Origin of the sequence: Paenarthrobacter sp. MSM-2-10-13 (assembly GCF_011605365.1) — a bacterium.
Classification (GTDB): Bacteria; Actinomycetota; Actinomycetes; order Actinomycetales; family Micrococcaceae; genus Arthrobacter.
The window spans coordinates 119923-143970 of the sequence record NZ_JAAOXO010000009.1 but is presented as its reverse complement, the minus strand read 5'-3'; the positions used below and the strand labels follow the sequence as shown (position 1 = coordinate 143970).

Here is a 24048-nt window from a genome sequence, read left to right as displayed (position 1 = left end):
CGCGCTTGATGTTGCGCCCGAACGCTAGGCCATGGCGGTGTGCGAGGCACTGTGCGAGTCGATCCGTTTTGAGTAGCAAAACGATCCGCTGGCACCGACGTAAGGACCGAAATTCGGGACGGCCGCAAAGCCCGCGCTCTCATAGAAGCTTCTCCCGTCTGACTGGGCCGACCCCGCCTCAGCTGCGATCACAGTAAAACCGTGCGAATGAGCCTGCGCTTCAAGGGCGGCAAGGATGGAGCTCGCCACTCCGGAGCCGCGGGCATACGGGACCACATAGAGCCGCTTGATCTCTGCGGTGTTCTCATCCAGCATTCTCAAACCGCCGCATCCCAGAGGCTGGCCCGAGCATTTTTCGTAAGCCACCACAAAAACTGCTGTGTCTGCTTCCGTTGGCGGTGGCCCAGGCTCATGGTCCGTGGTGCCGAACCTCGCGTCGAGTTCTGCCTGCTGTGCGGCGCGGAGGTCTGCGCCCACGGGATTCGCCCAAGTTACCTGCCGGATGTTGAGCCGTGGGTTTGTCTGCATTTGTGCCTCTTTTCGCCGGGTTTCGGGGAGGGGTCTATGCGTACTAAGCCTAGGGAGCTGCGGTTACCGCGGTGTTTCCTGCGCGTAAGGGGTGGGAGAATTGCGGGACTTTCTTGCGTTGTGAGGCCCGCTCTGCGCCCTTATGGGTGGTTTTACCGAGCAGAGCAGGCCCCGCAGCGTGCAGAGTAGGGCCCGCAGCGTGCAGAGTAGGGCCCGCAGCGTGCAAGGCGGACGGTGCGCCGGCATGGGCAGTATGGAATCAGGGGTGAAGTGCCTCGCCCGTCGGGTCATCGGCGGTGTGGTCTGCCAGCGCCGTGCCTCCGCCGGGGATTTGGTCCCAGTGCAGCACCCGCCATCCGCTTTCCGGGTCCCCTTTCAACGCAACAATCCCGGTGTTGGGGAGCTGATGCGTTTCGACGAACACGGTGTCGATGTCTGTCGCCCGACGGCCCGCCCAGCAACGGATAGCAGCACCGTGGCTGACGATTGCCGCCGTCGAATGTCCCGCGGCCGCAACCTGCTGGACTGAATCGTCAAATCTGGCAAAGAAGTCGTGTCCGTCAGAAGCCCCGGGCATGCGCACATCCAAGTGGCCATCCGTCCACGCAAAGACGGTGCTCATGTAACGGCGGTGAGATTCGTGGTCGGTCTTCTTTTCAAGTGAGCCGGCCTCGATCTCATGGACTCCGTCCAGGATTGCCGGCTCCAATCCGGTAGCTTTCGCCAGGGGAGCGACGGTCCGCTGAGTGCGCAGCAGGGTGGAGGTGTACAGGGCTTCGATTGCTTCGTGGGCCAGAGCCTTCGGCAGGGCGGACGCCTGGCGCTCACCGAGCTTGGTCAGCCCGGGGCCCGGGAACGCAGTGTCCAACTGGCCTGCGACGTTGCCGGGTGTCTGTCCGTGCCTGATCAACAGGAGCTTCATGGGTGCTCCGCTCCTTCCGATGTAACAGTTTCGGCCTTGCTCGCCTCCCGCGCTCCTGCCCGGTTACTCCCAGCCAACCAGCCGGCTGAGCACCGGAATAGCCCGACACGCCGTGTCTCAGGGCCCCCGCTGGCTCCTGGTAGCAGCAACTGGGATGGAACGCACTTCTGTTCACCAGCCTAATCGCCGTCGTCGAGCGTTCTGTACTACAACAGATGATCCCTACTGAAGGTGGTCCACCAGTTTGTCCGCGATGCCGGTGTACTTGCCCGGGGTCAGCGCGAGCAGGCGGGCTTCGGCGTCAGCGGAGAGGCCAAGACCCTGCACGAATTCCTGCATGCGGGCGCCGTCCACACGCTGGCCGCGGGTAAGGTCCTTGAGGCGCTCGTAAGGGTTTTCCATGCCTTCGACGCCGGCAATTGCCTCGGCCCGCATGACCATCTGAATGGCTTCGCCAAGGACTTCCCAGTTGGTGTCGAGATCGCCCGCGAGGACCTCTTCTGCGACGTCGAGGGCCTTCAAACCCTTGGCCACATTGGAGATGGCGAGCAACGAGTGGCCGAATGCGACGCCGATGTTCCGCTGCGACGAGGAGTCCGTAAGGTCGCGCTGCCAGCGGGAGGTCACCAGGGTGGCCCCCAAAGTGTCCAAGAGCCCGTTGGAGATTTCCAGGTTGGCTTCGGCGTTCTCGAAGCGGATCGGGTTCACCTTGTGCGGCATGGTGGAGGAGCCGGTGGCCCCGGCAACCGGAATCTGACGGAAGTAGCCGATGGAGATGTAGCTCCAGATGTCCGTGCAAACGTTGTGCAGGATGCGGTTGAAGCGCGCGATGTCTGCGTACAGCTCAGCCTGCCAGTCGTGGCTCTCGATCTGCGTCGTGAGCGGGTTCCACGTGAGGCCCAGGCCTTCCACGAACGTCTTGGCGACCGCTTCCCAGTCAGCGCTGGGAACTGAAGCCACGTGGGCTGCGTACGTTCCGGTGGCGCCGTTGATCTTGCCGAGGTACTCAGTCTTGGCGATGCGCGCCAACTGGCGGTTCAAACGGTGAGCAATGACAGCAAGTTCCTTGCCCAAGGTGGTGGGCGTGGCTGGCTGGCCGTGGGTGCGGGACAGCATGGGCACGGAGCGGTTTGCCTCGGCCATGGCCTCGATCTGCTTCACCAGGGCGGTGGCGTTGGGCAGCCACACATCCTCCACCGCACCCTTGATTCCCACAGCGTAGGAAAGGTTGTTGATGTCCTCGGACGTGCAACCGAAGTGCACCATGGCGGTGAGGTTCTCGATGCCGATTGCCCCTAGCCGGCGGCCGATGTAGTACTCAACAGCTTTGACGTCGTGGACGGTGACGGCTTCTATTTCCGCGAGTTCGTTGACGGACGCAGCATTGAATTCGGTAACGATGGCACGCAACTGGGCCACCTGCTGGTCAGACAGAGGCCCGGCACCGGGCAGAACGGACTGGCTGGTCAGGTGGATGAGCCACTCGACCTCGACGTGAACGCGATCGCGGTTAAGCGCGGCCTCGGACAAGTAATCCACGAGGGGCGCGACGGCGGCACGGTAGCGCCCGTCGAGGGCGCCAAGGGCGAGGGGTTCGGAAGCGAGAGACACGCGGAGGGATTCAGCCATGATGCCTATTCTTTCATGTTCCGCGAGGGGTCATGCAGACCATGACGAGGCTATGTGGACGGCCGTTCAGGTTATCCACATAAGCGACAAAGCAACTTCCGGTGGGTTCTGCTGCTCCGTAGCGTCGACCTTATCGATCAGCAGAACAATCAATGGAGTACACAGACAATGAGCGTCGGCTTGATGCCTGCACCCAACCCGCCCATATTTGATCCCTTGCAGTGCGCTTCCCGAAGCCATGAAGTACAGAGGTTGGCCTGGCGAATGCAATCGTGCGTGGACCAAGTGGACGTGGTCCTTGCGTCGCTGCGCAGAGCCCAGGTAGACGACTGGCTCTCCCCTGCCGGGCGGGCATACAGGACAACCCTTGCCTTGCATGCTTCAGCGCTGATGCGAGCACGTGAGTCTCTGGAGGCCGCAGTGGCGGTGGTGCTCAGGCACTCTCAGAACGTCTCCGTCTCCAGCGAACGGGGGCAGTGATGGCAGATTCAGCTCCCGTCGGGGCCGGCGCAGCGCCGCAGCCCACCCCTCCGGCCAACGATGGAATCCTCAGTATCAGGGGAGGTGTGGGCGGAATGTCTTTTCAGCTCGAAGAACTCCTCCGCGGCGCGGGAACGCTCGATGGACTGGTTCAACAACTAGTGGGTATAGAAAACGAGGCCCGCCAGGTCCAAGACGGCCTGGAACCCTTTCTGTACGACTCCTATGAAACAGGCTGCAAAGCCCTCAATGCTGTGGCCGAGAGCCGCAAGGAAGTGGGAAGAGTCCGGCAGGAACTGGTGGAGGTCAGCGCAAGTGTGCGGGCAAGCCACCGGGATTATGTGGAAGGGGAAGCCAAAAACGTCCTGCCGCTGCTCCCGAACCTTAGCGAGATAAAGCCGGCCTGGCCGCCTACCCGGGACATGAGCAACTATCTGGCCTCAGGTCTTCTTCCATTCTGGACGACTCCAGGGGGCGTCGTTCACCAGATCCTTGAGGTGCCCCGGCTTTCGGACATGCGGCCAAGACCCGTCAGCATCGAAAAGATGGACGAATCGGTCGAGGATATGGAACCGTCCATGGCGGAAAGCCTTCGTCGTCTCGAGAGACTCCATGCCCGCAACGACGGTGAGATTGAGATTATCTGCCTCGACAACAACGGCTCGCCTTCTTGGATGGTACTGATCCCGGGCACCCAACCTCATTCACCCAGCACCAATCCCTTCGACACGCAGGGAATTGGCGAAGCACTGGGATACGACTCTGAAGAAGTTGTCTCTGCCGTTGGGCAGGCACTCCGTGAAGCCGGCGCTGAGGCGGGCGATCAAGTGGTGGCAGTAGGACATAGCCAAGGAGGTCTCCACGCCATGAATCTCAGCCAGAACAGGGCGTTCCTCGAAGAATTCGACCTTAAGTATGTGCTCACGGCCGGATCTCCCGTGGGAGGCATCACCCCCGAGCCTGGTATCAGCTCACTGCATTTGGAACATACCCAAGACTGGGTTCCTGGAGCCGAAGGCCGAGTTAACGTCGACACAAAAGACCGGGTGACGGTGACGCTGACAAATGAGGTCAAAACTCCGGACGGGCAGGATCCCGGCATCGGCCCCGGACATTCCCAGGAGAACTATGCTGCAGGAGCTGCGCTGGTGACCGCGAGCCATGACGAGTCACTGGCAGCCTCGACTGCAGCGTTTGTTGGTGTTGTGGGCGTGGGCGGCGTTGCCAAGGTGACTCGGTTCAAGCTGGAAAGAGCTCCGCTTCCGGTCCAACCGCCGTCTCCACACCCACCCTCGCCACCTACCATCCAGAAGACTAAGCAGGGAGCTGCAACAAGGTAGGGCTCGTACGGACGTGTCCGGATGGGGAAGTGTTAGCGCTTCTTGGCACCCGGAATAAGGCCCGCCACCATGGAAATGATGCTGATGATGATGGAGGCAAGGATTGCTGTCCAGAAGAAGGAGTCAATAGTGAGGTGCACGGGCGTGAAGGTACTCAGCCATGCCGTCAGGTACAGCATGGCTGCATTGATCACGATAGTGAACAGACCCAGCGTCAGGATGGTCACCGGAAGGGACAACAGCCTCACCAAAGGACGAACGAAGGCATTGACCACTCCGAAGATCAGGCCGATGAACAGATACGCCAGAATAATGCCGGCGGTGTCTGCGCCCTGGGTGAGTCCGGCGTTGGCGGCGGCAGACTCGGTGGCGCTGGTTGAGATGTCCATGCCTTGCAGGAGCCAGGTTGCAACCCACAGGGCAAGCCCGTTGATCAGGACGCGAATGATGAAGGAACCCATTGGCCCATGCTTTCACACACGCCTGTTAAAGAGCTCGGTGTCAGCCATGGGTGGGCAAGTAGGCTTGAAGCCATGACTACTACTGACAACGTACCGGAGGGCGTAATCCCTCGTCCGGTCGTGGACAGGCTCCCCAAATATGCAGCTGGTAAACCACCTGCTGCGATTGCGGGCCTCACCAGCTATAAATTGTCGTCCAACGAAAACCCTCTGCCTCCGATTCCTGCAGTGTTGCGGGCAATCGCAGATCAGACCGATATCAATCGCTATCCGGACCCGCTGGCCACAAAGCTGCGTAACGCCTTGGCTGACTTCCTTGATGTTCCGGCTGACGATGTTGTCACGGGCGCCGGCAGCCTGGGGGCACTGAACCAAATCCTGGGCACCTTTGCAGGGCAGAATGACGACGGTAAGCAGGACGAGGTGATTTACGCCTGGCGCTCCTTCGAGGCGTACCCCATCTGCGTCGGCCTCGCCGGGGCAGCAAGTGTCCAAATTCCGCTGCTGCCAGACGGGCGCCACGACCTCCAAACCATGGCTGCCGCAGTAACCGTCCGCACCAAAGTCATCCTCCTGTGTACGCCGAACAACCCTACTGGTCCCATCCTTACGGCCGAGGAAACGGAACGCTTCATCCAGGCGGTGCCGCCCAATGTGGTGGTTGTCATCGATGAGGCGTACCAGGAGTTCGTCCGGGATGCGGAGGCTGTGGACGGCATCAAGCTCTACCGTAAATACCCCAATGTGGTGGTTCTGAGGACCTTCTCCAAAGCGCACGGACTGGCTGGCCTGCGCGTTGGCTACAGTGTCTCCGGTCCCTTGCTGACCCAGCATCTCCGGGTGACGGCCACTCCGTTCGCCGTTTCCCAGATTGCGGAGCGAGCTGCCGTTACGTCCATCGAGAATTTCGATCAGGTTGTGGAAAGGGTACAAAGCCTGGTGGATGAACGGGATCGCGTGACGGCTGGCCTGAGAGAACTCGGTTGGTTTGTTCCAGAGGCTCAAGGCAACTTTGTTTGGTTGAATCTTGGGGAGCACAGCGCGGAGTTTGCTGCTTTGGCGGCGGAACAGGCCCTGTCAGTCCGTGCCTTTGGAAACGAGGGTGTACGAGTCAGCATTGGCGAGGTGGAAGCCAACACCCGCTTCTTGGATCTCTGTGCAGGTTATACAAAGGCTCCGCAAGGTTCCTAGCGGTTAACAAATGCGCCAACGCTACTTACTGCCGATAAAGTAAGGGACGAAAGCCAAAGTATATGCCCGTTCCGGAATGCATTCCGGAACGGGCATATATCCCAGCGACAGACATTGCCCGGCGCCTCGCCACGGCAAGCAAGGAGACGGAATGGGCTCGACACAACTGCCCCCCGGGACGGAAGAAACTCTCGCGGCAACCACCGCGGCAGCAGCCGCGCCAGGCGAACCAGTGGAAATGGTGCAGTTGCTCGGACCTGACGGGACACTGGGATCCGATCCCGTCTTTTCGGACTACGCCAAGCGGATTGACCCCGAGAAACTCCGTGTCTTCTACACAGACATGGCAAGGATCCGACGCTTTGACCAGGAAGCCACGGCACTGCAGCGTCAGGGTGAGCTTGCCTTGTGGGTACCGCTGACCGGTCAGGAGGCCGCGCAGATCGGTTCGGCCCACGCAAGCCAGTCGCAGGACTACATTTTCCCCACCTACCGCGAACACGGCGTCGCCCTGGTCCGCAACGTGGACCTTGCCGAACTACTCAAGCAGTTCCGTGGCGTCTCCAACGGCGGCTGGGATCCCCGGGAGAACAACTTCCACCTGTACACCTTGGTCCTCGCAGCTCAAACACTCCACGCAGTTGGCTATGCCATGGGCATCCAGAGAGACCAGAAGCTCGCTGCGGCTACAGATTCCGCGGACCCCAATGCAGCGGTTATCGCCTACTTCGGTGATGGCGCAAGCTCTGAAGGCGACGTCCACGAGTCCATGGTCTTCGCTGCGTCGTACAACGCTCCTGTGGTGTTTTTCTGCCAGAACAACCACTGGGCCATTTCGGTGCCCACAGAGGTCCAGACCAAGGTTCCGTTGGCCAACCGTGCCAAGGGCTACGGTTTCCCGGGAATCAGGGTGGACGGAAACGATGTCATCGCCGTCCACGCTGTTACCGAGTGGGCTCTCGAGCATGCCCGCGAGGGCCGGGGCCCTGTGCTCATTGAGGCCTACACCTACCGGGTAGGTGCACACACCACTGCCGATGACCCCACGAAGTACCGGGAATCCGCGGAAGAAGCTGCCTGGCGCGAAAAGGATCCGCTGGACCGCTTGGAGAAGTACCTGCGAACCGAAGGCCTGGCGGACGAAGCGTTCTTCGACCAAGTAAAGGCCGACGGCGATGAACTCGCCAAGTACGTCCGCAGCACAACACATGGCCTCGAGGTCCCGGACATCCGCGATGCTTTCGCCAGCGTGTACACCGAACAACACCCGCTGATTGCGGAAGAACTTGCTTGGTTCGAGGAATACTCGGCCGGCTTTGAGAGCGACCAGGAGGCAGCGAACTGATGGCAACAATGACCATTGCGAAGGCCATCAATGAAGGTCTCCGGGCATCGCTGACGAACAACCCCAAGTCCTTGCTGATGGGCGAGGACATCGGTCACCTGGGCGGTGTTTACCGTGTCACCGATGGCTTGATCAAAGAGTTCGGCGACGAACGCGTCGTGGACACCCCGTTGGCTGAATCGGGCATCGTCGGCACTGCCATTGGCTTGGCGCTGCGCGGATACTCGCCGGTCTGCGAGATCCAGTTCGACGGCTTCGTCTACCCGGCTTTCAACCAGATCACCACCCAGCTGGCCAAGATCCACGCGCGCAGCCTCGGGAAGTTGACCGTTCCTGTGGTCATCCGCATCCCGTACGGCGGCGGCATCGGCTCCATCGAGCATCACTCCGAGTCTCCCGAGGCGCTCTTCGCGCACACTGCCGGCCTACGCATCATTTCGCCTTCAAACGCCCACGATGCGTACTGGATGATCCAGAAGGCCATTGAATGCCAGGACCCCGTGATCTTCTTCGAACCCAAGCGCCGTTACTGGCTCAAGGGTGAGGTTGATGTAGAGGACGCCGGGCTGTCCGAGGACCCCTTTAAAGCCCACGTAGTCCGCGAAGGCACGAATGCAACCATCGTGGCCTATGGCCCGCTGGTGCCAGTGGCTCTGGCGGCGGCGAACGCTGCCACGGAGGACGGGCGGAGCATTGAAGTCATCGATCTCCGTTCCATCTCACCTCTGGACTTCGACACTGTGGAAGCGTCGGTAAAGAAGACTGGCCGGTTGATCGTAGCCCACGAGGCCCCCACGTTCGGTGGCATCGGCGGAGAGATCGCTGCCCGCATCAGTGAACGGGCATTCCTGCACCTGGAGGCACCGGTCATCCGAGTCGGTGGATTCCACATGCCGTACCCCGTCGCCAAGGTGGAAGAGGACTACTTGCCGGACATCGACAAAATCCTTGAGGCGCTCGACCGCTCCTTCTCTTACTAGAACCGCCGGTTCCACCAGGACCGCCTGTTCACCGCCGTCCTACTAACCGCCCTGATCCAGCCCGGCTTCGCTGCCGGGTAACCGGAAAACGAGGACCACTGTGACTGTAAAGAAATTCAACCTGCCGGACGTTGGCGAAGGCCTGACCGAGGCCGAGGTAGTGGCTTGGAAGGTCAAGCCGGGTGACGTCGTTGCCATCAACGACGTCCTGTGCGAGATCGAGACCGCCAAGTCCCTCGTCGAGCTCCCTTCGCCTTTTGCGGGTACTGTCACCGAGCTGCTGGTTGAGGAAGGCATCACGGTTGAGGTGGGCACGGCGATCATCGCTGTATCGGAAGGACAGGACGGGGACGCTGCACCGGTAACGCCGGCTGCTCCGGAGGCCCCCGTCGTCGAGACGCCCCTTTACGGCAAGCTGCCTACCGACGACGGCGATGACAACCGTCCGGCCGGCGGGCCGTTGGTCGGTTCCGGCCCCAAGGCCGACGCCGTCAAGCGACGTGCGCGCAAACGCCCAGCCGGGTCAGTGGTTGAGGCAGCCACCATCGCCGAGAGCGCGGAGGGCACCGTACAGGACCATCAGGCAGCCGTTGAAGCCAAAGCAGCCGAAGCTTCGGTTGCACACCGCACGACGGCGGCCTCCGCCGTGGTCGCGGCAGAATCTCGTACAGCGGAATCCCGTACACCGGAGCCCCGGACGCCGGCCAAACCCGAAGCGCCGCAGGCCGCGGCCTCCCGCGGTGCCGCTATCGGCGGAACCATCAGCGGCTTGGTCAACAAGGTCCTGGCAAAGCCTCCCGTACGCAAATTCGCGCGGGATCTGGGAATCGATCTCGCAGATGTGGTGGCTACCGGCCAACGCGGCGAAGTGACCCGCGAGGACCTGGTGAGCTACCAGGCCCAACGCGACGCCGAGCTTGACCAGGCCGATAGCTTCTGGGGGGCTTCCAAGAAACCGCAGGACCAGCGTGTAGAGCGGATGCCGGTCAAGGGCGTACGCAAGGCGACCGCCAAGGCCATGGTGGATTCGGCTTTCTCGGCTCCGCACGTCAGCATTTTCGTGGATGTGGATGCCAGCCGGACTATGGAGTTCGTCAAGCGGCTAAAGGTCTCCCGCGACTTTGAAGGTATCAAGGTGTCGCCGCTGCTTATCCTGGCCAAAGCAGTGATTTGGGCCGCGGCACGAAACCCCAGCGTCAACGCGACCTGGGTGGACAACGTCGACGGTAAAGGTGGTGCGGAAATCCAGGTGAAGCACTACATGAACCTGGGCATTGCCGCCGCGACTCCTCGGGGCCTCATGGTCCCCAACATCAAGGACGCCCAGGATCTGTCCCTCAAGGAACTGGCCCTGGCCCTTAACGAACTGGCGACCAAAGCGAGGGCAGGGAAGACCCAGCCGGCTGAGATGCAGGGTGGAAGTCTGACCATCACCAACATCGGCGCACTCGGCATTGATACAGGAACTCCCATTATCAACCCCGGCGAAGTAGCCATCATTGCGTTCGGAACCATCAAGCAGAAGCCCTGGGTCCTGGACGGCGAGGTCATTCCCCGCTGGATCACCACGCTCGGGGGTTCCTTCGACCACCGCGTAGTAGACGGTGATTTGTCCGCACGCTTCATGGCGGACGTTGCCTCCATACTCGAAGAACCGGCGCTTCTGCTTGACTGACGAGAAAGCCCGTACCGGAGCCAGGACAACAGCGGGCGCCGGGGCAACACTGGAGGAAACCGGCCACGGACAGCTTCACGTGGTGACTGGGCCGTTGCGCAGGGTGGCCCGCGTGCTGACGGAAGTTTTCCAGCCACCGGTTGTCGTGTTCGTTCTTCTGATGATCAGCCCTGCTACGGAACCCGGGTTCCCGGGGACCATGTGGTTCGGGCTGCTCGCGGCGATGTTCGTCTGCGTCTTGCCCTTGGCCTATGTCCTGGTGATGGTGAAGCTGGGCAGGATCTCAGACCACCATGTCAGCGACCGTCGTCAGCGGCCCGCGTTGCTTCTGATGACGCTTGTTTCCGTGCTAGTTGGGTTGCTGGTGCTGCACTTGCTTAACGGCCCTGTGGGAGTCACGGTGATGATCATCGCGCTCATAGGGGGCATCGGTGTTCTGGCCGTTGTCAGTGCGTTCTGGAAAATGAGCGGGCATGCCTCGGCCCTGGCGGCCGCAGTGGTGATTGCCATCCTCATGTTTGGGCCGGCTTGGCTCCCTTTGCTGCTCCTCGTGCCGGCTGTTGGCTGGTCACGGCTGGTTTTGCGGGCCCACACCTTAGCGCAGGTCATTGCTGGCTCCTTGTTTGGAGGCATTGTGATCGCCGGCCTGTGGTGGCTGTTGCGGGAGTGGATGCTCTAGCCGCAGCACCTCTTGGCCGCAGCATCTTCAGGCGTGCGGTGCCCTCAACCGTCGAGGGTCACGGCTCCACCGCCCCGCACCACCCGCAGTGGAGCGGGCCGGTCTACTACGAGTTCCGGGATGGAGTTCGCAGCAAATTCGAGCCGATACCCGGCCGCTGACTCCGGGGGAAGGTGGGGTCGCACCGGTGATGGCGGCTGCTGCCATTGTGGCCTTTGCCTTCCTGGGATTCGATGGCGTTTCCACGCTCTCCGAAGAGTCTCGGAATCCCCAACGCGATGTGCCGCGGGGCATCGTCCTGTCCACGCTTTTTGCCGGCTTGGGCTACACCGTGTTTTCCGTGGCCGGTAGTCTGATCGCTCCCGAGTGGAGATCCATCATGAACCTCGATGCCGCGGGGACCGAACTCATGCAGCGCGCAGGAGGGGATGTGCTCATGGTGGTTTTCGTGATCGTGAACCTTTGCGGTTTGGTTCTGTGCGGGACTGCTGCCCAGATGAGCGTTAGCCGGGTTATCTATGCCATGGGAAGGGACAGGATTCTGCCCGAGGCCTTGGCGAGGCTGCACCCGCGCTTCCGGACGCCCTACTTCGCAGCGGTGCTTGTCTCTGCGGTGTCTTTGATTGCCCTTGTCATCACGCTGGAACAGGCGGTGTACATGATCAACTTCGGGGCTCTGGTCGCCTTCGCCGTGGTGAACCTGGCAACCATCAAGGTGGTCTTTTTCGACCTGCGGAAGCGGGGAGCAGCGGGGATTGTGCGCAATCTGGTCATGCCGGTGCTGGGTTTTGCCTTCATCGCCTGGCTATGGACTTCGCTGGCCTGGTTCACGTACCTGCTGGGCGCCGCGTGGCTTGCAGTCGGAGCCGTTATTTTCCTGCTGCGCAGGCGGAAGTCCGGAGGGCAGGTAGCTCTCACGTTCGACGACGGCATGGTCGCCGCGGCTGCGGTCCCGGCGGGACCTAAGCCCGGGGAACGCGAGGGCGCTAGAACGCCGGGTAACTGACCAGCAGCGCCTGAAGTTCCGTCGTCGACATGTGGTTTGCCATTTCAACACTGATGCCCATGGCGACAGCGGCCACGGTCACCATGGCGACGCACGCCAGGGACAGGAAGCGCCAATCTTTGCGGAAGACGCTGCTGAATGTTTCGGGCATCTCAAGGCTGGGGGAGATCATGTTGGGGGCGCTGTCCCAGGAGCCGTCGTCGAGCATGGCGATGATGCGATCGTTGCCCCGGTCGTAGCGCATGGTGCTGATGTGGTTGCCGTGGCGGGCAAGCAGGATGTCGTGTCCCACGCGCTGGCGCGGCTGCAAAGTAAGCAAAAGATGATCCCCTGAAGTCAGTAAGTGGAGGTGGCACGCGCCATTGGGGGCATCTCGATTTTATGACGATGACGTTGGGGATCCTGCTTAAAGGGCGCCAAAGGCCGGGTGAGACTCCCCACCCGGCCGCGTGATTCAGCTCGCTTTACGGCTGGTCGGTTTTGGCGATGTAGACATCGCAGGGTGCCGTGTGTGCCACGGTGTTGGCTACGCTTCCAAGCACGCGGCCCAAGCCCTGCATGCGACGATTACCCACCACAATCAGGCGGGCCTCATGCACTTCAGCTTCCTTGACCAAAGCTTCCCCGGGCTTGCCGCGGGCTGCAGAGTAGGTGACCTCAAGGCGGTCGTCAGCCAGACGCTCGGCTACTGCGCGGGCCACAGCTTCGGCCTCGGCGGCATCGGAGACGATCCACTTGTCCGTGCCGATCTCAACAACCTCTGTCCGGTTGCTGTCGAAGGCACTCACCACGCGAAGGCTGGCTCCGAGGCCGATCGCCAACTGCTGGGCGGCCTGCGCTGCCCTCATTGCGGTCTCGCTGCCGTCTACTCCTACAATCACAACTCCGGTCATTGCGGTGCTCCTTCATTGGTAGCTTCAATGGCTTCCGCCAGGACGGGGGCCAATCGGCGGACGCCTTCGGCTATCGTATCCGGCGGCACGGCGCTGAATGCGAGGCGGAGTTTATTGGACGGCCCGTCGGCTGGTGAGAAGGCTGCGCCGGGGATGAAGACTACGCCGGCGTCGATCGCCTTTCCGAGCAGGGGATAGGTGTCTACGCCTTCAGGCAGGGTGACCCAGACGAAAAAGCCGCCATCCGGGCGGGTCCAGGTGAGTCCGGCCGGCATGTACTCCTGGAGCGCGGACAGGAGTGCCTTGCAGCGCTCTGCATAGAGGGCCCGGTAGGTGTAGATCTGACCTTGCCAGTCGTACTCGCGGAGATATGCCGAGACGAGCATCTGGTTCAGTGGCGGCGGGCAGAGCGTCACTGCCTCGGAGGCCAGGTAGAAGCGCCGCTGCAAGTGTGCGGGAACAAGCGCCCAGCCAATGCGGAGTCCAGGAGCGAAGATCTTGGAGAACGAGCCGAGGTAGATGATGTCGTCCGGGTTGGCGGCCCGCATGGGGGCGATCGGGTGGCCGTCGAACCGCAGCAGTCCATAGGGGTTGTCCTCGAGGACAATAATATTCGCAGTGCGGCATATATCGACGATCCGCTGCCTGCGCTCCTCGGCCAAGGTGATGCCGGAGGGGTTGTTGAAGTTGGGGATCGTGTAGAGGAACTTGATGTTCTTGCCCTCTGACTGGAGTGCCGCGATCCTGGCCTCAAGCAGTTCCGGTACCAGGCCGTCGTCGTCCATTTCGATCGGTTCCACCTGAACCTGGTACGCCTCGAACGTGTTCAGGGCGCCTACATATGTGGGGTTCTCCACCAACACAACATCGCCGGGGTTGCAGAAGACCTTGGTGGCAACGTCCTGAGCCGACTGGGATCCCGCGGTGATAACGATGTTGTCGGGGTGGGCATCGGTGATTCCTTCAGCGGCCATGATGGTGCAGATCTGCTGGCGGAGTTCTTCGGTGCCTTGGCCGCCGCCGTACTGCAGGGCGGTCATTCCCTCCTCCGCGATAATGCGGGCGGCGGTCTGGCCGAGCTTTTCCAGCGGCAGCGACTGCAAGTAGGGGTTGCCGCCAGCAAGGGAGACAAGGCCTGGTTGCATGGAAATGTCGAAGACGTCCCGGACAGCGGACTGTTTGATGTTGGCGGCCCGCGCGGAGAACAGTTCCTCGTGCGGGTGAGAGGCCGTGGCGGCCCGCTCAATGGCGTCGATGGCTTCAGCGGGCAGCGTTGCGCCGGCATCCAATGTTTCGTGGGTCACAGTCTCAGGATACTCCCCGATGTTGCTAATGAGGCAACATATGTTTTCGAATGCTTTTACTTTCTCAGGTCACGCTTTACGCGGGGATCGGGAAAGGCTGGAATGTAGCTATGACAGCGCACCGGGGATCCGTGACCAAAGCCGAACACTTCCATAAGCTCCACGACGCCGGGCCCGCCCCCTTGGTGTTGGTGAACGTCTGGGATGCCGCGTCCGCCAGGGTTGTGGAGGAGGCAGGTGCGACGGCGATTGCCACCTCGAGTTCAGCCGTTTCCTGGAGCCTGGGGTTCCGCGACGGGGACCACGTGCCGTGGGGTTTGGCCATGGCAGCACTGGGGCGCATCGCGGGGTCAACCCGATTGCCGGTTTCGGCCGACATCGAGACGGGCTACGGGCGAACCGATGACGAACTCGGGGCGACCGTCCACGCCGTCCTGGACGCGGGTGCAGTGGGAATCAACATCGAGGATTCAGCAACCGAGCCGCTCACTGACATCGACGAGCAATCGCGCCGGATCGCGTTGATCCGCCTGGTCGCTGACGAGCGCGGCATTCCGTTGTTCATCAATGCCCGCACGGACACGTACCTGTCAGGCGAGTTCCCGGACACCGCCTACGAGGAGACCCTGCGGCGTGCCGAGGCCTACCTCACGGCGGGTGCGGACGGAATCTTCGTTCCCGGCGTGGTGGATCTGCATGTCCTCCACGAGCTGTCCAACCGGATTCCCGCCCCGCTTAACGCACTTGCGGGAATCGGTGCGCCGTCGCCTCTGGAATTGCACGACGCCGGCGTTCGGCGCGTCAGCATCGGTGGCAACACCGCCAAAGCGGCGTACGCCCAGGTGGCCCGCGTTGCGAAGGAGATCCTCGGCGATGGCAACTGGGCCGGGCTCTCAGGCACGCGCAGCCACGATGAGATGGATTCGCTCTTCGCGCCGGGGCCCAAATACAGTCTGTGACCTTTCGCTGCACCGGGAACCGGATGAGGCACGACGGCGGCACTCGGCTTTAATGTCAGACCTCGCCACTAGCGTGGGTCACGGAAGACGAGGGGAGAATCCATGGCACGGCGCAGTGTGCAGTTCTGGCGGATCGAACAGCTGAACGGTGACGAGCTCAGCCGTCCGTTTCCGGCCCGCCGTGTGGCCGAGGTATTGAAGAAGGCCCAGGATACGGGGACGGACAGGCACTTCACGAGCATCGACGGCACGGTGTTGCTCGCACAGGTCGCCGCATCATCACCGTTTCCCGTGCTGCTGCTGGACCGGGTAAGGGACACAAACCTGCCGAGTGTCGGCGATGCTCTTGGCCGCCGCAAGCCCCTGCCTTTGGCTCCCGGTGACCACTTGCTGGAGACCACGTACTTTGCCTTCCTGAAGGGCAATGTCATCGCGGTGCTGACCAGCGGTAACGGACCACGTGCGTCCAGGCTGGGCGAGTACCTCGAAGGAATGCTGGGACTTGAGCCCAGCCTGGTGCCGGTAGTCCGCGAGGACATCGAGGAAATCCTGACCCGGCTGGAGGTGAGCCGTTTCGAGTTCGCGCTTCCTGCTGAACGTTTGTCCGGAAAGCTCATGGAGGGCGAATGGGCGGACGTCCTGGACAGCGCTTCCCGTCTCATGAATCAGGGCACGTTCCGGATTTCCTTGAGCGTTGGCAGGTCCGGCAAGGCCGAGGACAAGCAGCGGATTCGGGAGCGGATCCAACAACTGATCCACCTTTTTCGCAGGGCCGGATCCGTGGATCATTTCGACTATGTGGTGGCTGAGGGCAAGGACTCCCTGACTGGGGACCGTGAAGTGGTGGACCTTCTCAAGGAGCGGTTCATCTCGCACATCGAAGTGGACCCGGACGTCTTCAACGATCCTCAAGAGTCCACCGCAGAAGCAATCGTTATCCTCAACAAACAAGCCAGGGACAACGAGGCGTTTTTCGCCAGGGCTTTGCCGGACATCAAGGGCTCAGCTGATTCGGGTATGGTGCCGGACATCGTTGCGGGTGGAATGGCCACTGTCCGGGCGGCACTGGCGGCTGCGGAGAGCACTGAAAGGGCCGGGCAAGTAGCTGGAAAGGCCGGGCAAGTAGCTGAAAGGGCCCGTCAAGTAGCTGGAAAGGCAGGCAAGGCGGCCGGAGAGGCGGATCAGTCAGCAGGGGAGAGCCAAGGTGGTGGGGACCATGAGCTTGTACGAGGTTGACGTCCAGCGGAACGGGCGCCGCAGGACTCTGTGGCGTTGGTTTCTCCTGCATCCCGGTGCTGACTTCGCTTGGGCTGCGCTTGCCGTGATCATCTGGCTGGCAATATCGCTGCTTGCGCGTCAACCGCTGATGCTGGAGAGCGTGGACCCTGGGGCCCGGCGAACACTGTTCCAGACACTCGCCACCCTGGCCGGGGCCACGGCGGGGCTGACTCTCACCAGCGTGTCCATGTTGATCAACGTGTTGGGAAAGAAAGCTGCACCAGGTCAGCGGGAACTTCCCTTGGAGAAGCTGTCCGCCACACACCGGCGCCAGATCGGCGAGGTGTTCCTTTTTGCCATCCCTGGTTTGGGCTTGCTGGTGGTTGCCGCCCTGGTCACGGTGGTTCTGGAGGGAGACTCCGTTACGGGACTGTGGATCCCGGAGGCTCTGGCTTTCCTGCTGGCGTTCGCTTCCGTCCTGGCGCTTCTTCGCGTGGGGTGGGCGCTACGGAGGGTGTTGGCAATCGCCACGGCATGAAGCTCCAAGCCCGCCAGCCCGCTATCACGTTGCCAGCCCGCTATCACGTTGCCGGGCGACAACGGAACAGCGGCTTCACAACGGGTTGCGGGGCCACCGGCAGCCCGTCATCACCGCACGCTCAGCGCCTCTGTCAGTGTTCGGCCGTTCACGTAGATCTCGGCACGTGAAGCGCCGCTGGCCTGCACTATGGTCTGCGTCAGTTGCGCCTGGACGCGCGGGATGTCGCACACACCCCCGGGCCGCAGTGATCCGCTGAGGTTCACCACCACCGTGGCCCCGTTCATGTAGCCGGAGAGATAGCGCAGCGACGAATTGGCCAGTGCGTCGTAGAGGGCTGCATCGCTATCCACTGGCATTCCGGCTTCCAGGAGCCGGCCGAGGGCAACGGACAGCGGATCGCCGGGTACGGCAACGCCCCTGACGGGTACCAGGCTGTCGTTGCAGCCGAACCGCACGCCCCGGGCGCCGCCGTCGTCAATTGCCACGTAGTAGACCGCCGGCCCGGTGGTGTCAGCATCCACGGGGATGACGGTGGGCGTAGCTGTTGGTTCAGGCGCGCTGGTGCCTGGCTGGGGTGAGGGCTCGACGACGGCGGTCGGCTGGGTCGGTGGGGCCTCGGAAGGAGTGATCGAGGGCGCGGGAGTGGGTGTTGCCGGCGAGGGTGGAGCGGCAGGGACGGCAAGGGAGGGAGTCCCGGACTGTGCAGGGGGAGGAGCAGGTGGGGCAGGAACTGACGCAGCGGGCGCGGATGCCGTGGGCGCGGTGCTGGGTGATGGGGAGCGTGGGGTGACCGAAACCGTCGGTAAGGGGGTGGGACCGGCAGCTGGGGTAGGTGCGGTAGTGCAGCCAGCCACCCACAGACCGAAGATGAGGCAGGCAGCGGTGATCGCCGTCGTGCTTTTTGTTCCCCGTCCGGCATGCATGACAGCCCCGCGCTCCTGTCCATCCACCTGTACTTCCAACGGTAGGACGGGATGGCCGAACACAACATGCCGTTCCGGTGACGGTTCGGACAAGAGTTGATCACGTCCGCCGAGGCAGGCCGCTGGAACGCGAATGCCCCCGCTCCGCGGCTAGCGGAACGGGGGCATCAAAAGCGGGGGATCAGGCTGCTGCTTCTTCTTCTTCCTGAACGGCGGTCAGGGGCTCGAAGATGGCCTTGATCTGCTCTACAACCTCGGCGTCGTCCTTCGGGTGCAGTTCAGCGAAACGGATCATGGAACCCGGTACTGCAAGCTTGACGTCCTCAAGTACCTTGGCGCCGGCGATCCCGGCGGCCTTGCGGGCCTCATCCTGCGCCCACACGCCACCGAACTGGCCAAAAGCGGTTCCGACGACGGCGGTCGGCTTGCCGGAGAGGGCGCCGGCGCCGAACGGGCGGGACAGCCAGTCAATGGCGTTCTTCAGGGAGGCGGGCATGGTGCCGTTGTGCTCGGGGGTGACCAGCAGGATGGTGTCGGCGTCGGCTGCTGCAGCGCGGAGGGCGGCGGCTTCGGCGGGGACCTGGCCTTCGACGTCGATGTCTTCGTTGTAGAAGGGGATGGTGCCCAGCGAGCCGTGAATCTGCACGTCAACGTTCTCGGGTGCGTTCAGCTGGATGGCTTCGGCGAGCTTCTTGTTGTGGGAATCGGCGCGCAGGCTGCCGACGAGGGTAAGAACTGTGCTCTTGGACATGGTGTCTCCTTGTGTCTGGCCGGTGCCTTGCGGGTCCGACCTGCGTTGTGTGGGCTTTGTGGCCTTCATCGATACTAAACGGACCATGGTCCGCTTTCTATTCCCGGGGTCTAGAATATTTCTGTGAGCTCGATCCCCATGAGGCCGGACGTGCCCCTAGGTGCGCCCCACGAGCGCAGCGACGCAGCGAGAAATCGCGAGCGCCTCCTCAACGCTGCCCGGGATCTGGTGGCCGAGTTTGGTGCCGAAGCGCTGACCATGGATGCGCTCGCTTGCAAGGCCAAGGTGGGCAAGGGGACTGTGTTCCGCCGGTTTGGCAGCCGCGCTGGGCTGATGATGACGCTGCTGAGTGACTCGGAGTCTGAATTCCAGGCTGGTTTCATGTTCGGCCCACCCCCTCTGGGTCCCGGGGCGTCACCGAAGGATCGTTTGGTGGCGTTCGGCGAGGGGCGGATCTATTTCGTCTTGGAAAACGGTGAACTCCTGAAGGCCGCCGGGGCTGCAACCCGCAACAGGTTCGATGTTCCCGCGACCAAACTTTCGCATCGACATATGGAGGTCCTGCTGCGGGAGGCGGGAATCGCGGATCCTTGGGTGATGGCGATGTCCCTGACGTACGCTCTGGACCCTGAGCGAATCGTGGACGACGTCCGCGTCCGGGGCATTTCACCCACCCGGCTTGCGGATTCCTGGCGTGAGCTGATCACGCGGCTCCTGCGCGCGGCCTAAACAGCCAAGGGCCGGCGAATATGCCCGTGGGGGCACTCCTGCCCGCTCCTCGGTGAGCCCATAAGTATCGCTGGGGTCCTAAACATGACGCAACCTGCACATAACAATCTGGCTGCAGCCGCGAAACTGGACACCGTGAAGCAAAACGTGAAGCAGTTATTGTGGTAGTTTCCTCTTGAATGTGACGCATGCCATACAGGGCTGGTGATCACTGAAGGGGCGTGGGGACCCAACCACCCGCTGCGCCACTTCGCAGCTGACGCCGGCCACAGCCGGGAACCGCGGAAGGACGAGCTTTGAGTTTTGCCACGATTCGGGGCAGCTACCCGACATGCTGAAATATCTGATGAAGCGGTCGGGAATCTACCTGATCATGATCTTCCTGACCACGAGTGCAGGGTACTTCCTGGCGGTCTCGTCCCTGAAGCCCGCAGTTCTGGAGCAGGAGAAGATCCCGCGGCCAACCCCCGAACAGGTAGCGGCGTCCTTCAGGGGACTCGGTCTTGATCCGGAGTTGAACCCGTGGGAACGGTACATTCAATGGCTCTGGGGCATTGTCACCCGCTGGGACTGGGGCCGCAGCCCCAACGGCGCGTTCGTCAACGCCGAGTTCGCCGACCGCGTGTTGGTCTCCACCCGGCTGTTCATCGCCTCGATCATCCTGACCTTGGTGATCGGCGTCGCCCTCGGTGTCTATTCCGCCGCACGCCAGTACAAGTTCCAGGATCGCGTCATCACGTCCTACAGCTACCTTGTCCACATCCTCCCCGCGCCCATCGCCTACTTCCTGGTGCAGCTCGGGGCCATCGGCATCAACGAGGCCGTCGGGGAGCGCATCTTCTTCGTGACAGGAATTTCGACGCCGGGAATCGACCCCGGTTGGCCCGCTTTCGTTGACATGGTGGCCCACTATGCCGTGCCCACCTTCGCGATGACCGTCTTTGGTTGGGCTGGCTACCAGATCGCCCAGCGGCAGTACCTGTTGGACAACGTCAATGCCGACTTTGTCCGCACCGCCCGGGCCAAAGGACTCACCCGCAACCAGGCCATCAGGAAGCACGCGCTGCGCGTGTCCTTCATCCCGGTTGCCCAGAGCATCGCGTTCACCATCCCCGCAATCTTCACCGGCGGCTTCTTCGCCGAGGCCATCTTCGCCTGGCCAGGAATCGGCCTCTGGAGCATCCAGGCCATCAGCCTGCAGGACGTCAACGTGGCCACGGCCACCTTGGCCTACGGGTCAGTGATCTTCGCGATCGGCGCCATCCTTGCTGACTTCGCCACCACACTGGTCGATCCACGAGTGAGGGTCCAGTAATGACAAACATCATTGATCCCATTGCGGAAATCGACGAATCCCGGGTTGGCGACCAGGACGTCGTCATTGGCAAGTCCCGAATCATCTTCCGCCGCTTCATGCGGAACCGGACCGCCGTCGCCGGCTTGTTCATTTTCCTCGCGTTGTTCCTTTTCTCGATCTTTGGCGGGTTCCTCACCTCATGGGACAAGGACACCATTGATCCGTTGAACATTGGCATGCCGCCGTCGCCGGACCACTTGCTCGGCACCACGCAGGCCGGTATAGACCTCATGGCGCTCATTGTCGATGGCACCCGGACGTCCATTCTCATCGGTCTGATCGTGGGCGGCTTATCCGTCCTGATCTCCGCCGTGTACGGCTGCACCATGGCGTTCTTCGGCGGCAAGGTGGACGCCACCATGCTGTTCATCCTCGAAGCGCTCATCATGATGCCCGCCATTCTGGTGGTGGCAGTGGCAACCAGCGGCAGCGGTGGGCTGAAGGACCTGCCCAGCTGGCTCCTGCTGGTGGTCGTGCTCCTGTTTTTCAGCTGGATGGGAACCGCCCGCCTGGTGCGCTCGCTGTCCATGTCCCTCATGCAGCGCGATTACGTCAAAGCCGCCAAATACATGGGTGTCCCCTCCCGACGCATCGTGTGGCGCCACCTTGTCCCCAACATCGGCTCGCTGCTGGTCCTCGACTTCACCCGTGGCATCACCGGCGCCATCCTGGCCGAAGTCGCGTTCTCCTTCATCGGGATCGGCATCAAACTCCCTGATGTCAGCCTCGGTGTCCTGATCGGGCAAGCCACGGGGCAGGTGTCCTCCTTCCCGTGGATGTTCTGGGTTCCGCTGACCGTCATGTTCCTGCTGACAGGCTCGCTGGCCATGATGAACGACGGACTCCGTGACGCCTTCGATCCCAGCTCCAGTTCAATTGGCCGGGCGAAGCAGGCCAAGCCCCAGACTGCGAAGAAGACCACCAAATGAGCACCAACATCACTCCCGCCGAACGCCTCCGCGACGCCGGACTCTACGCCCCCGGTGACGCCGTCCTCAGCGTCCGCGACCTGAACGTCCGGTTCAACTCTGAGAATGGCGTAGTCCACGCAGTCCGCGGCGTGGATTTCGACCTCATGCCCGGCAAGACCCTGGGCATTGTGGGCGAGTCCGGTTCCGGCAAGTCAGTCACGTCCATGGCCATCATGGGGCTGCTCCCTGAAACCGCTGACATCACCGGCTCCGTCCGCTACAAGGGCAAGGAACTCCTGGGCCTCAGCGACAAAGCCATGTGCAAGCACCGTGGCAGCGACATCGCCATGGTCTTCCAGGACCCGCTGTCCTCGCTCACTCCCGTTTACACGGTGGGTAACCAGATCATCGAGGCACTGACGGTCCACAACCCCACCATGAGCAAGCAGGCCAAAGAAGCCCGCGCCGTCGACCTTTTGCGGATGGTGGGCATCCCAAGCCCCAAGGACCGGCTCAAAGCATTCCCGCACGAATTTTCCGGCGGCATGCGCCAGCGCGTCATGATCGCCATCGCCATCGCCAACGATCCTCGCGTACTTATAGCGGATGAACCCACGACGGCGTTGGACGTCACCATCCAGGCGCAGGTGCTGGAAGTCCTTCACACCGCGCAGGAGGAGACCGGCGCCGCCGTCGTCATGATCACGCACGACCTCGGCGTCGTAGCCGGCATGGCCGACGACATCATGGTCATGTATGCCGGCAAGCCCGTGGAAACCGGAACTGTGGAGGACATCTACTACAACCCCCGGATGCCGTACACGCTCGGCTTGCTGGGTGCCGTCCCGCGCGTGGACACCGCCACCAAGCAGTCGCTGGTTCCTATCGAAGGAACGCCGCCCAACCTCGCATTGCCAGTGACCGGGTGCTCATTCGCCGCCCGCTGCCCCTTGGTCAGCGACGCCTGCCTGCACGGTGAGCCGGAGCTGTTCCCGGTGCCGGGCACGGAAGGCCAGACGCTGGGGCACAAGGCTGCGTGCATCAAGTCCAATGAACTCTCCGGCGACGCGGACGCGCACAAGATCTTCCACGCACCGCCCAAGCCCATCTCAAAGTTCGACGGCGTGGCGCGCGGCGAGCGTACCAAGGTCCTGGAACTCAAGGACGTGAAGAAGCACTTCCCGCTGCTCAAAGGTGCCTTGATCAAGCGACGGATCGGCACGGTCAAGGCCGTGGACGGCCTGAGCTTCGACATCCGCGAAGGCGAGTGCGTCTCCATTGTGGGGGAGTCCGGCTGCGGCAAGACCACCACGCTCCTGGAAATCATGGAGTTCCACCCTGACCAGGTGGGCGAAGTGGTGATCGGCGGCGTCAGCAACAAGGCAGCAACCAACCACAAGACCACCATGGCCATGCGCAAAGAAATGCAGATGGTCTTCCAAGACCCCACGGGCGCCCTGGATCCGCGCTTCACGGTGTACGAGGTCCTGGCCGAACCGCTGGAAAACCTGGGCATGCCCAAGGCCGCCATCAAGAAACGCATCATGGAACTCATGAAGCTGGTGGGCCTGCAACCTGACCATGTGAACCGCTTCCCCAACCAGTTCTCCGGAGGCCAGCGCCAGCGCATCGGCATTGCCCGGGCACTGGCGGTCAACCCCAAGCTCGTGGTCCTGGACGAACCGGTTTCTGCCTTGGACGTCTCCGTCCAGGCCGGCGTGATCAACCTGTTGGACAAGCTCCGGGCAGAGCTGGGCCTGAGCTACCTGATGGTGGCGCATGACCTCTCGGTGGTCCGGCACATTTCAGACCGTGTGGCCGTGATGTACCTCGGCAAGATTGTGGAAACCGGAGACGTGGACGACGTCTTCGACAACCCGCGCCACCCCTACACCCGGGCACTGCTGTCCGCGATCCCGGTGCCGGACCCTTCCCTGGAACGCACCCGCGAACGCATCATCCTGCAGGGTGACCTTCCCAGCCCGCTTGATGCTCCCAAGGGATGCAACTTCGCCACCCGGTGTCCCGTGTTTGCCGCCCTCCCTGCCGCAAAGCAGGAAAAGTGCCTTACTCTGGAGCCGCCACTGGCTTCGGAAAAGGAAGGCACACAGGACTTCGCCTGCTTCTTCCCGGACGGAGAGATAGATGCCGACATGCTGGTGGTGCATGCCTGACGACATATGAAGCATTGAAGAATCCCTGGTCTCAATTCGCACAAGATATTTC

The 24048-nt window shown here is 62.2% G+C and carries 24 protein-coding genes; 15 read left to right on the top strand and 9 right to left on the bottom strand.

All coding sequences use genetic code 11. From position 1 onward, the window contains the following. Positions 1-24: 24 nt before the first annotated feature. The 3 genes from HAV21_RS16625 to purB form a co-directional block, all read right to left on the bottom strand. Complete coding sequence (locus tag HAV21_RS16625; RefSeq protein ID WP_142937545.1) at positions 25-528, bottom strand: GNAT family N-acetyltransferase; 504 nt, start codon at positions 526-528, stop codon at positions 25-27. 259 nt (positions 529-787) lie between these two features. Next, positions 788-1450 (bottom strand): histidine phosphatase family protein, encoded by a 663-nt coding sequence (locus tag HAV21_RS16620; protein ID WP_166842507.1) that lies wholly within the window; start codon positions 1448-1450, stop codon positions 788-790. Between the two features lie 222 nt (positions 1451-1672). Further along, positions 1673-3079 (bottom strand): adenylosuccinate lyase, encoded by a 1407-nt coding sequence (gene purB, locus HAV21_RS16615; protein WP_142937547.1) that lies wholly within the window; start codon positions 3077-3079, stop codon positions 1673-1675. Between the two features lie 276 nt (positions 3080-3355). Between purB and HAV21_RS16610 the strand changes: the two genes are divergently transcribed. Continuing rightward, positions 3356-3559, top strand: coding sequence for a hypothetical protein (locus HAV21_RS16610; protein WP_238703314.1), 204 nt, complete (start codon positions 3356-3358; stop codon positions 3557-3559). After that, complete coding sequence (locus HAV21_RS16605) at positions 3559-4899, top strand: hypothetical protein (RefSeq protein WP_238703315.1); 1341 nt, start codon at positions 3559-3561, stop codon at positions 4897-4899. The genes HAV21_RS16610 and HAV21_RS16605 overlap by 1 nt, the downstream gene beginning before the upstream one ends. Positions 4900-4931: 32 nt before the next feature. Here the strand turns inward: HAV21_RS16605 and HAV21_RS16600 are convergent, their stop codons facing one another. Next, positions 4932-5360: a phage holin family protein gene (locus HAV21_RS16600; RefSeq protein ID WP_142937549.1), complete on the bottom strand. Its 429-nt coding sequence runs from the start codon at positions 5358-5360 to the stop codon at positions 4932-4934. Between the two features lie 72 nt (positions 5361-5432). On the opposite strand from HAV21_RS16600, the gene HAV21_RS16595 reads away from it, so the two are divergent. The 6 genes from HAV21_RS16595 (at position 5433) to HAV21_RS16570 (ending at position 12236) form a co-directional block, all read left to right on the top strand. Then, positions 5433-6551: a histidinol-phosphate transaminase gene (locus HAV21_RS16595; RefSeq protein WP_208097000.1), complete on the top strand. Its 1119-nt coding sequence runs from the start codon at positions 5433-5435 to the stop codon at positions 6549-6551. Between the two features lie 151 nt (positions 6552-6702). Beyond that, positions 6703-7896 carry a pyruvate dehydrogenase (acetyl-transferring) E1 component subunit alpha gene (pdhA, locus tag HAV21_RS16590; protein ID WP_166842505.1) on the top strand — a complete coding sequence of 398 codons (1194 nt, stop codon included), beginning with the start codon at positions 6703-6705 and terminating at the stop codon, positions 7894-7896. Next, on the top strand, positions 7896-8876 hold the full coding sequence (locus HAV21_RS16585) for an alpha-ketoacid dehydrogenase subunit beta (protein WP_142937552.1): 981 nt from the start codon (positions 7896-7898) through the stop codon (positions 8874-8876). The genes pdhA and HAV21_RS16585 overlap by 1 nt, the downstream gene beginning before the upstream one ends. Positions 8877-8976: 100 nt before the next feature. Continuing rightward, positions 8977-10551: a dihydrolipoamide acetyltransferase family protein gene (locus HAV21_RS16580; protein ID WP_166842504.1), complete on the top strand. Its 1575-nt coding sequence runs from the start codon at positions 8977-8979 to the stop codon at positions 10549-10551. 82 nt (positions 10552-10633) lie between these two features. Beyond that, a complete protein-coding gene (locus HAV21_RS16575) occupies positions 10634-11230 on the top strand; it encodes a phosphatase PAP2 family protein (protein WP_142937622.1) in 597 nt (198 codons plus the stop codon). Between the two features lie 88 nt (positions 11231-11318). Next, positions 11319-12236 (top strand): amino acid permease, encoded by a 918-nt coding sequence (locus HAV21_RS16570; protein ID WP_347877666.1) that lies wholly within the window; start codon positions 11319-11321, stop codon positions 12234-12236. Here HAV21_RS16570 and HAV21_RS16565 read toward each other — a convergent pair. The 3 genes from HAV21_RS16565 to HAV21_RS16555 form a co-directional block, all read right to left on the bottom strand. Further along, entirely contained in the window at positions 12217-12528 is a 312-nt protein-coding gene (locus HAV21_RS16565; protein WP_166842552.1) for a hypothetical protein, read from the bottom strand. The genes HAV21_RS16570 and HAV21_RS16565 overlap by 20 nt on opposite strands. 172 nt (positions 12529-12700) lie before the next feature. Then, the gene (locus HAV21_RS16560; RefSeq protein WP_142937556.1) at positions 12701-13129 is read right to left on the bottom strand and encodes a universal stress protein; all 429 of its coding nucleotides are present in this window, start codon (positions 13127-13129) and stop codon (positions 12701-12703) included. Beyond that, positions 13126-14433, bottom strand: coding sequence for a PLP-dependent aminotransferase family protein (locus HAV21_RS16555; protein ID WP_166842503.1), 1308 nt, complete (start codon positions 14431-14433; stop codon positions 13126-13128). Before HAV21_RS16555 ends, HAV21_RS16560 begins: the two co-directional genes overlap by 4 nt. A 110-nt stretch (positions 14434-14543) precedes the next feature. Here HAV21_RS16555 and HAV21_RS16550 point away from each other — a divergent pair, with 110 nt between their 5' ends. The 3 genes from HAV21_RS16550 to HAV21_RS16540 all read left to right on the top strand — a co-directional run bounded on the left by HAV21_RS16550 (position 14544) and on the right by HAV21_RS16540 (position 17148). Further along, entirely contained in the window at positions 14544-15392 is an 849-nt protein-coding gene (locus HAV21_RS16550; protein WP_166842502.1) for an isocitrate lyase/phosphoenolpyruvate mutase family protein, read from the top strand. Between the two features lie 102 nt (positions 15393-15494). Beyond that, on the top strand, positions 15495-16628 hold the full coding sequence (locus tag HAV21_RS16545; RefSeq protein ID WP_166842501.1) for a hypothetical protein: 1134 nt from the start codon (positions 15495-15497) through the stop codon (positions 16626-16628). Then, entirely contained in the window at positions 16609-17148 is a 540-nt protein-coding gene (locus tag HAV21_RS16540) for a hypothetical protein (protein ID WP_142937560.1), read from the top strand. Before HAV21_RS16545 ends, HAV21_RS16540 begins: the two co-directional genes overlap by 20 nt. Before the next feature lie 110 nt (positions 17149-17258). On the opposite strand, the gene HAV21_RS16535 is transcribed toward HAV21_RS16540, so the two are convergent. After that, positions 17259-18167 carry a GerMN domain-containing protein gene (locus HAV21_RS16535; RefSeq protein WP_279539018.1) on the bottom strand — a complete coding sequence of 303 codons (909 nt, stop codon included), beginning with the start codon at positions 18165-18167 and terminating at the stop codon, positions 17259-17261. An 88-nt stretch (positions 18168-18255) separates the two neighbouring features. Next, the gene (locus HAV21_RS16530; RefSeq protein ID WP_142937561.1) at positions 18256-18825 is read right to left on the bottom strand and encodes an NADPH-dependent FMN reductase; all 570 of its coding nucleotides are present in this window, start codon (positions 18823-18825) and stop codon (positions 18256-18258) included. A gap of 123 nt (positions 18826-18948) precedes the next feature. Here HAV21_RS16530 and HAV21_RS16525 point away from each other — a divergent pair, with 123 nt between their 5' ends. The 4 genes from HAV21_RS16525 (at position 18949) to HAV21_RS16510 (ending at position 23996) form a co-directional block, all read left to right on the top strand. Next, positions 18949-19554 carry a TetR/AcrR family transcriptional regulator gene (locus HAV21_RS16525; protein ID WP_223941165.1) on the top strand — a complete coding sequence of 202 codons (606 nt, stop codon included), beginning with the start codon at positions 18949-18951 and terminating at the stop codon, positions 19552-19554. Positions 19555-19885: 331 nt separating this feature from the next. Further along, complete coding sequence (locus HAV21_RS16520) at positions 19886-20869, top strand: ABC transporter permease (RefSeq protein ID WP_142937562.1); 984 nt, start codon at positions 19886-19888, stop codon at positions 20867-20869. Continuing rightward, entirely contained in the window at positions 20869-21840 is a 972-nt protein-coding gene (locus HAV21_RS16515) for an ABC transporter permease (RefSeq protein WP_142937563.1), read from the top strand. Before HAV21_RS16520 ends, HAV21_RS16515 begins: the two co-directional genes overlap by 1 nt. Further along, positions 21837-23996, top strand: a complete 2160-nt coding sequence (locus HAV21_RS16510; RefSeq protein WP_142937564.1) for an ABC transporter ATP-binding protein — start codon at positions 21837-21839, stop codon at positions 23994-23996. The genes HAV21_RS16515 and HAV21_RS16510 overlap by 4 nt, the downstream gene beginning before the upstream one ends. Positions 23997-24048 lie beyond the last annotated feature (52 nt).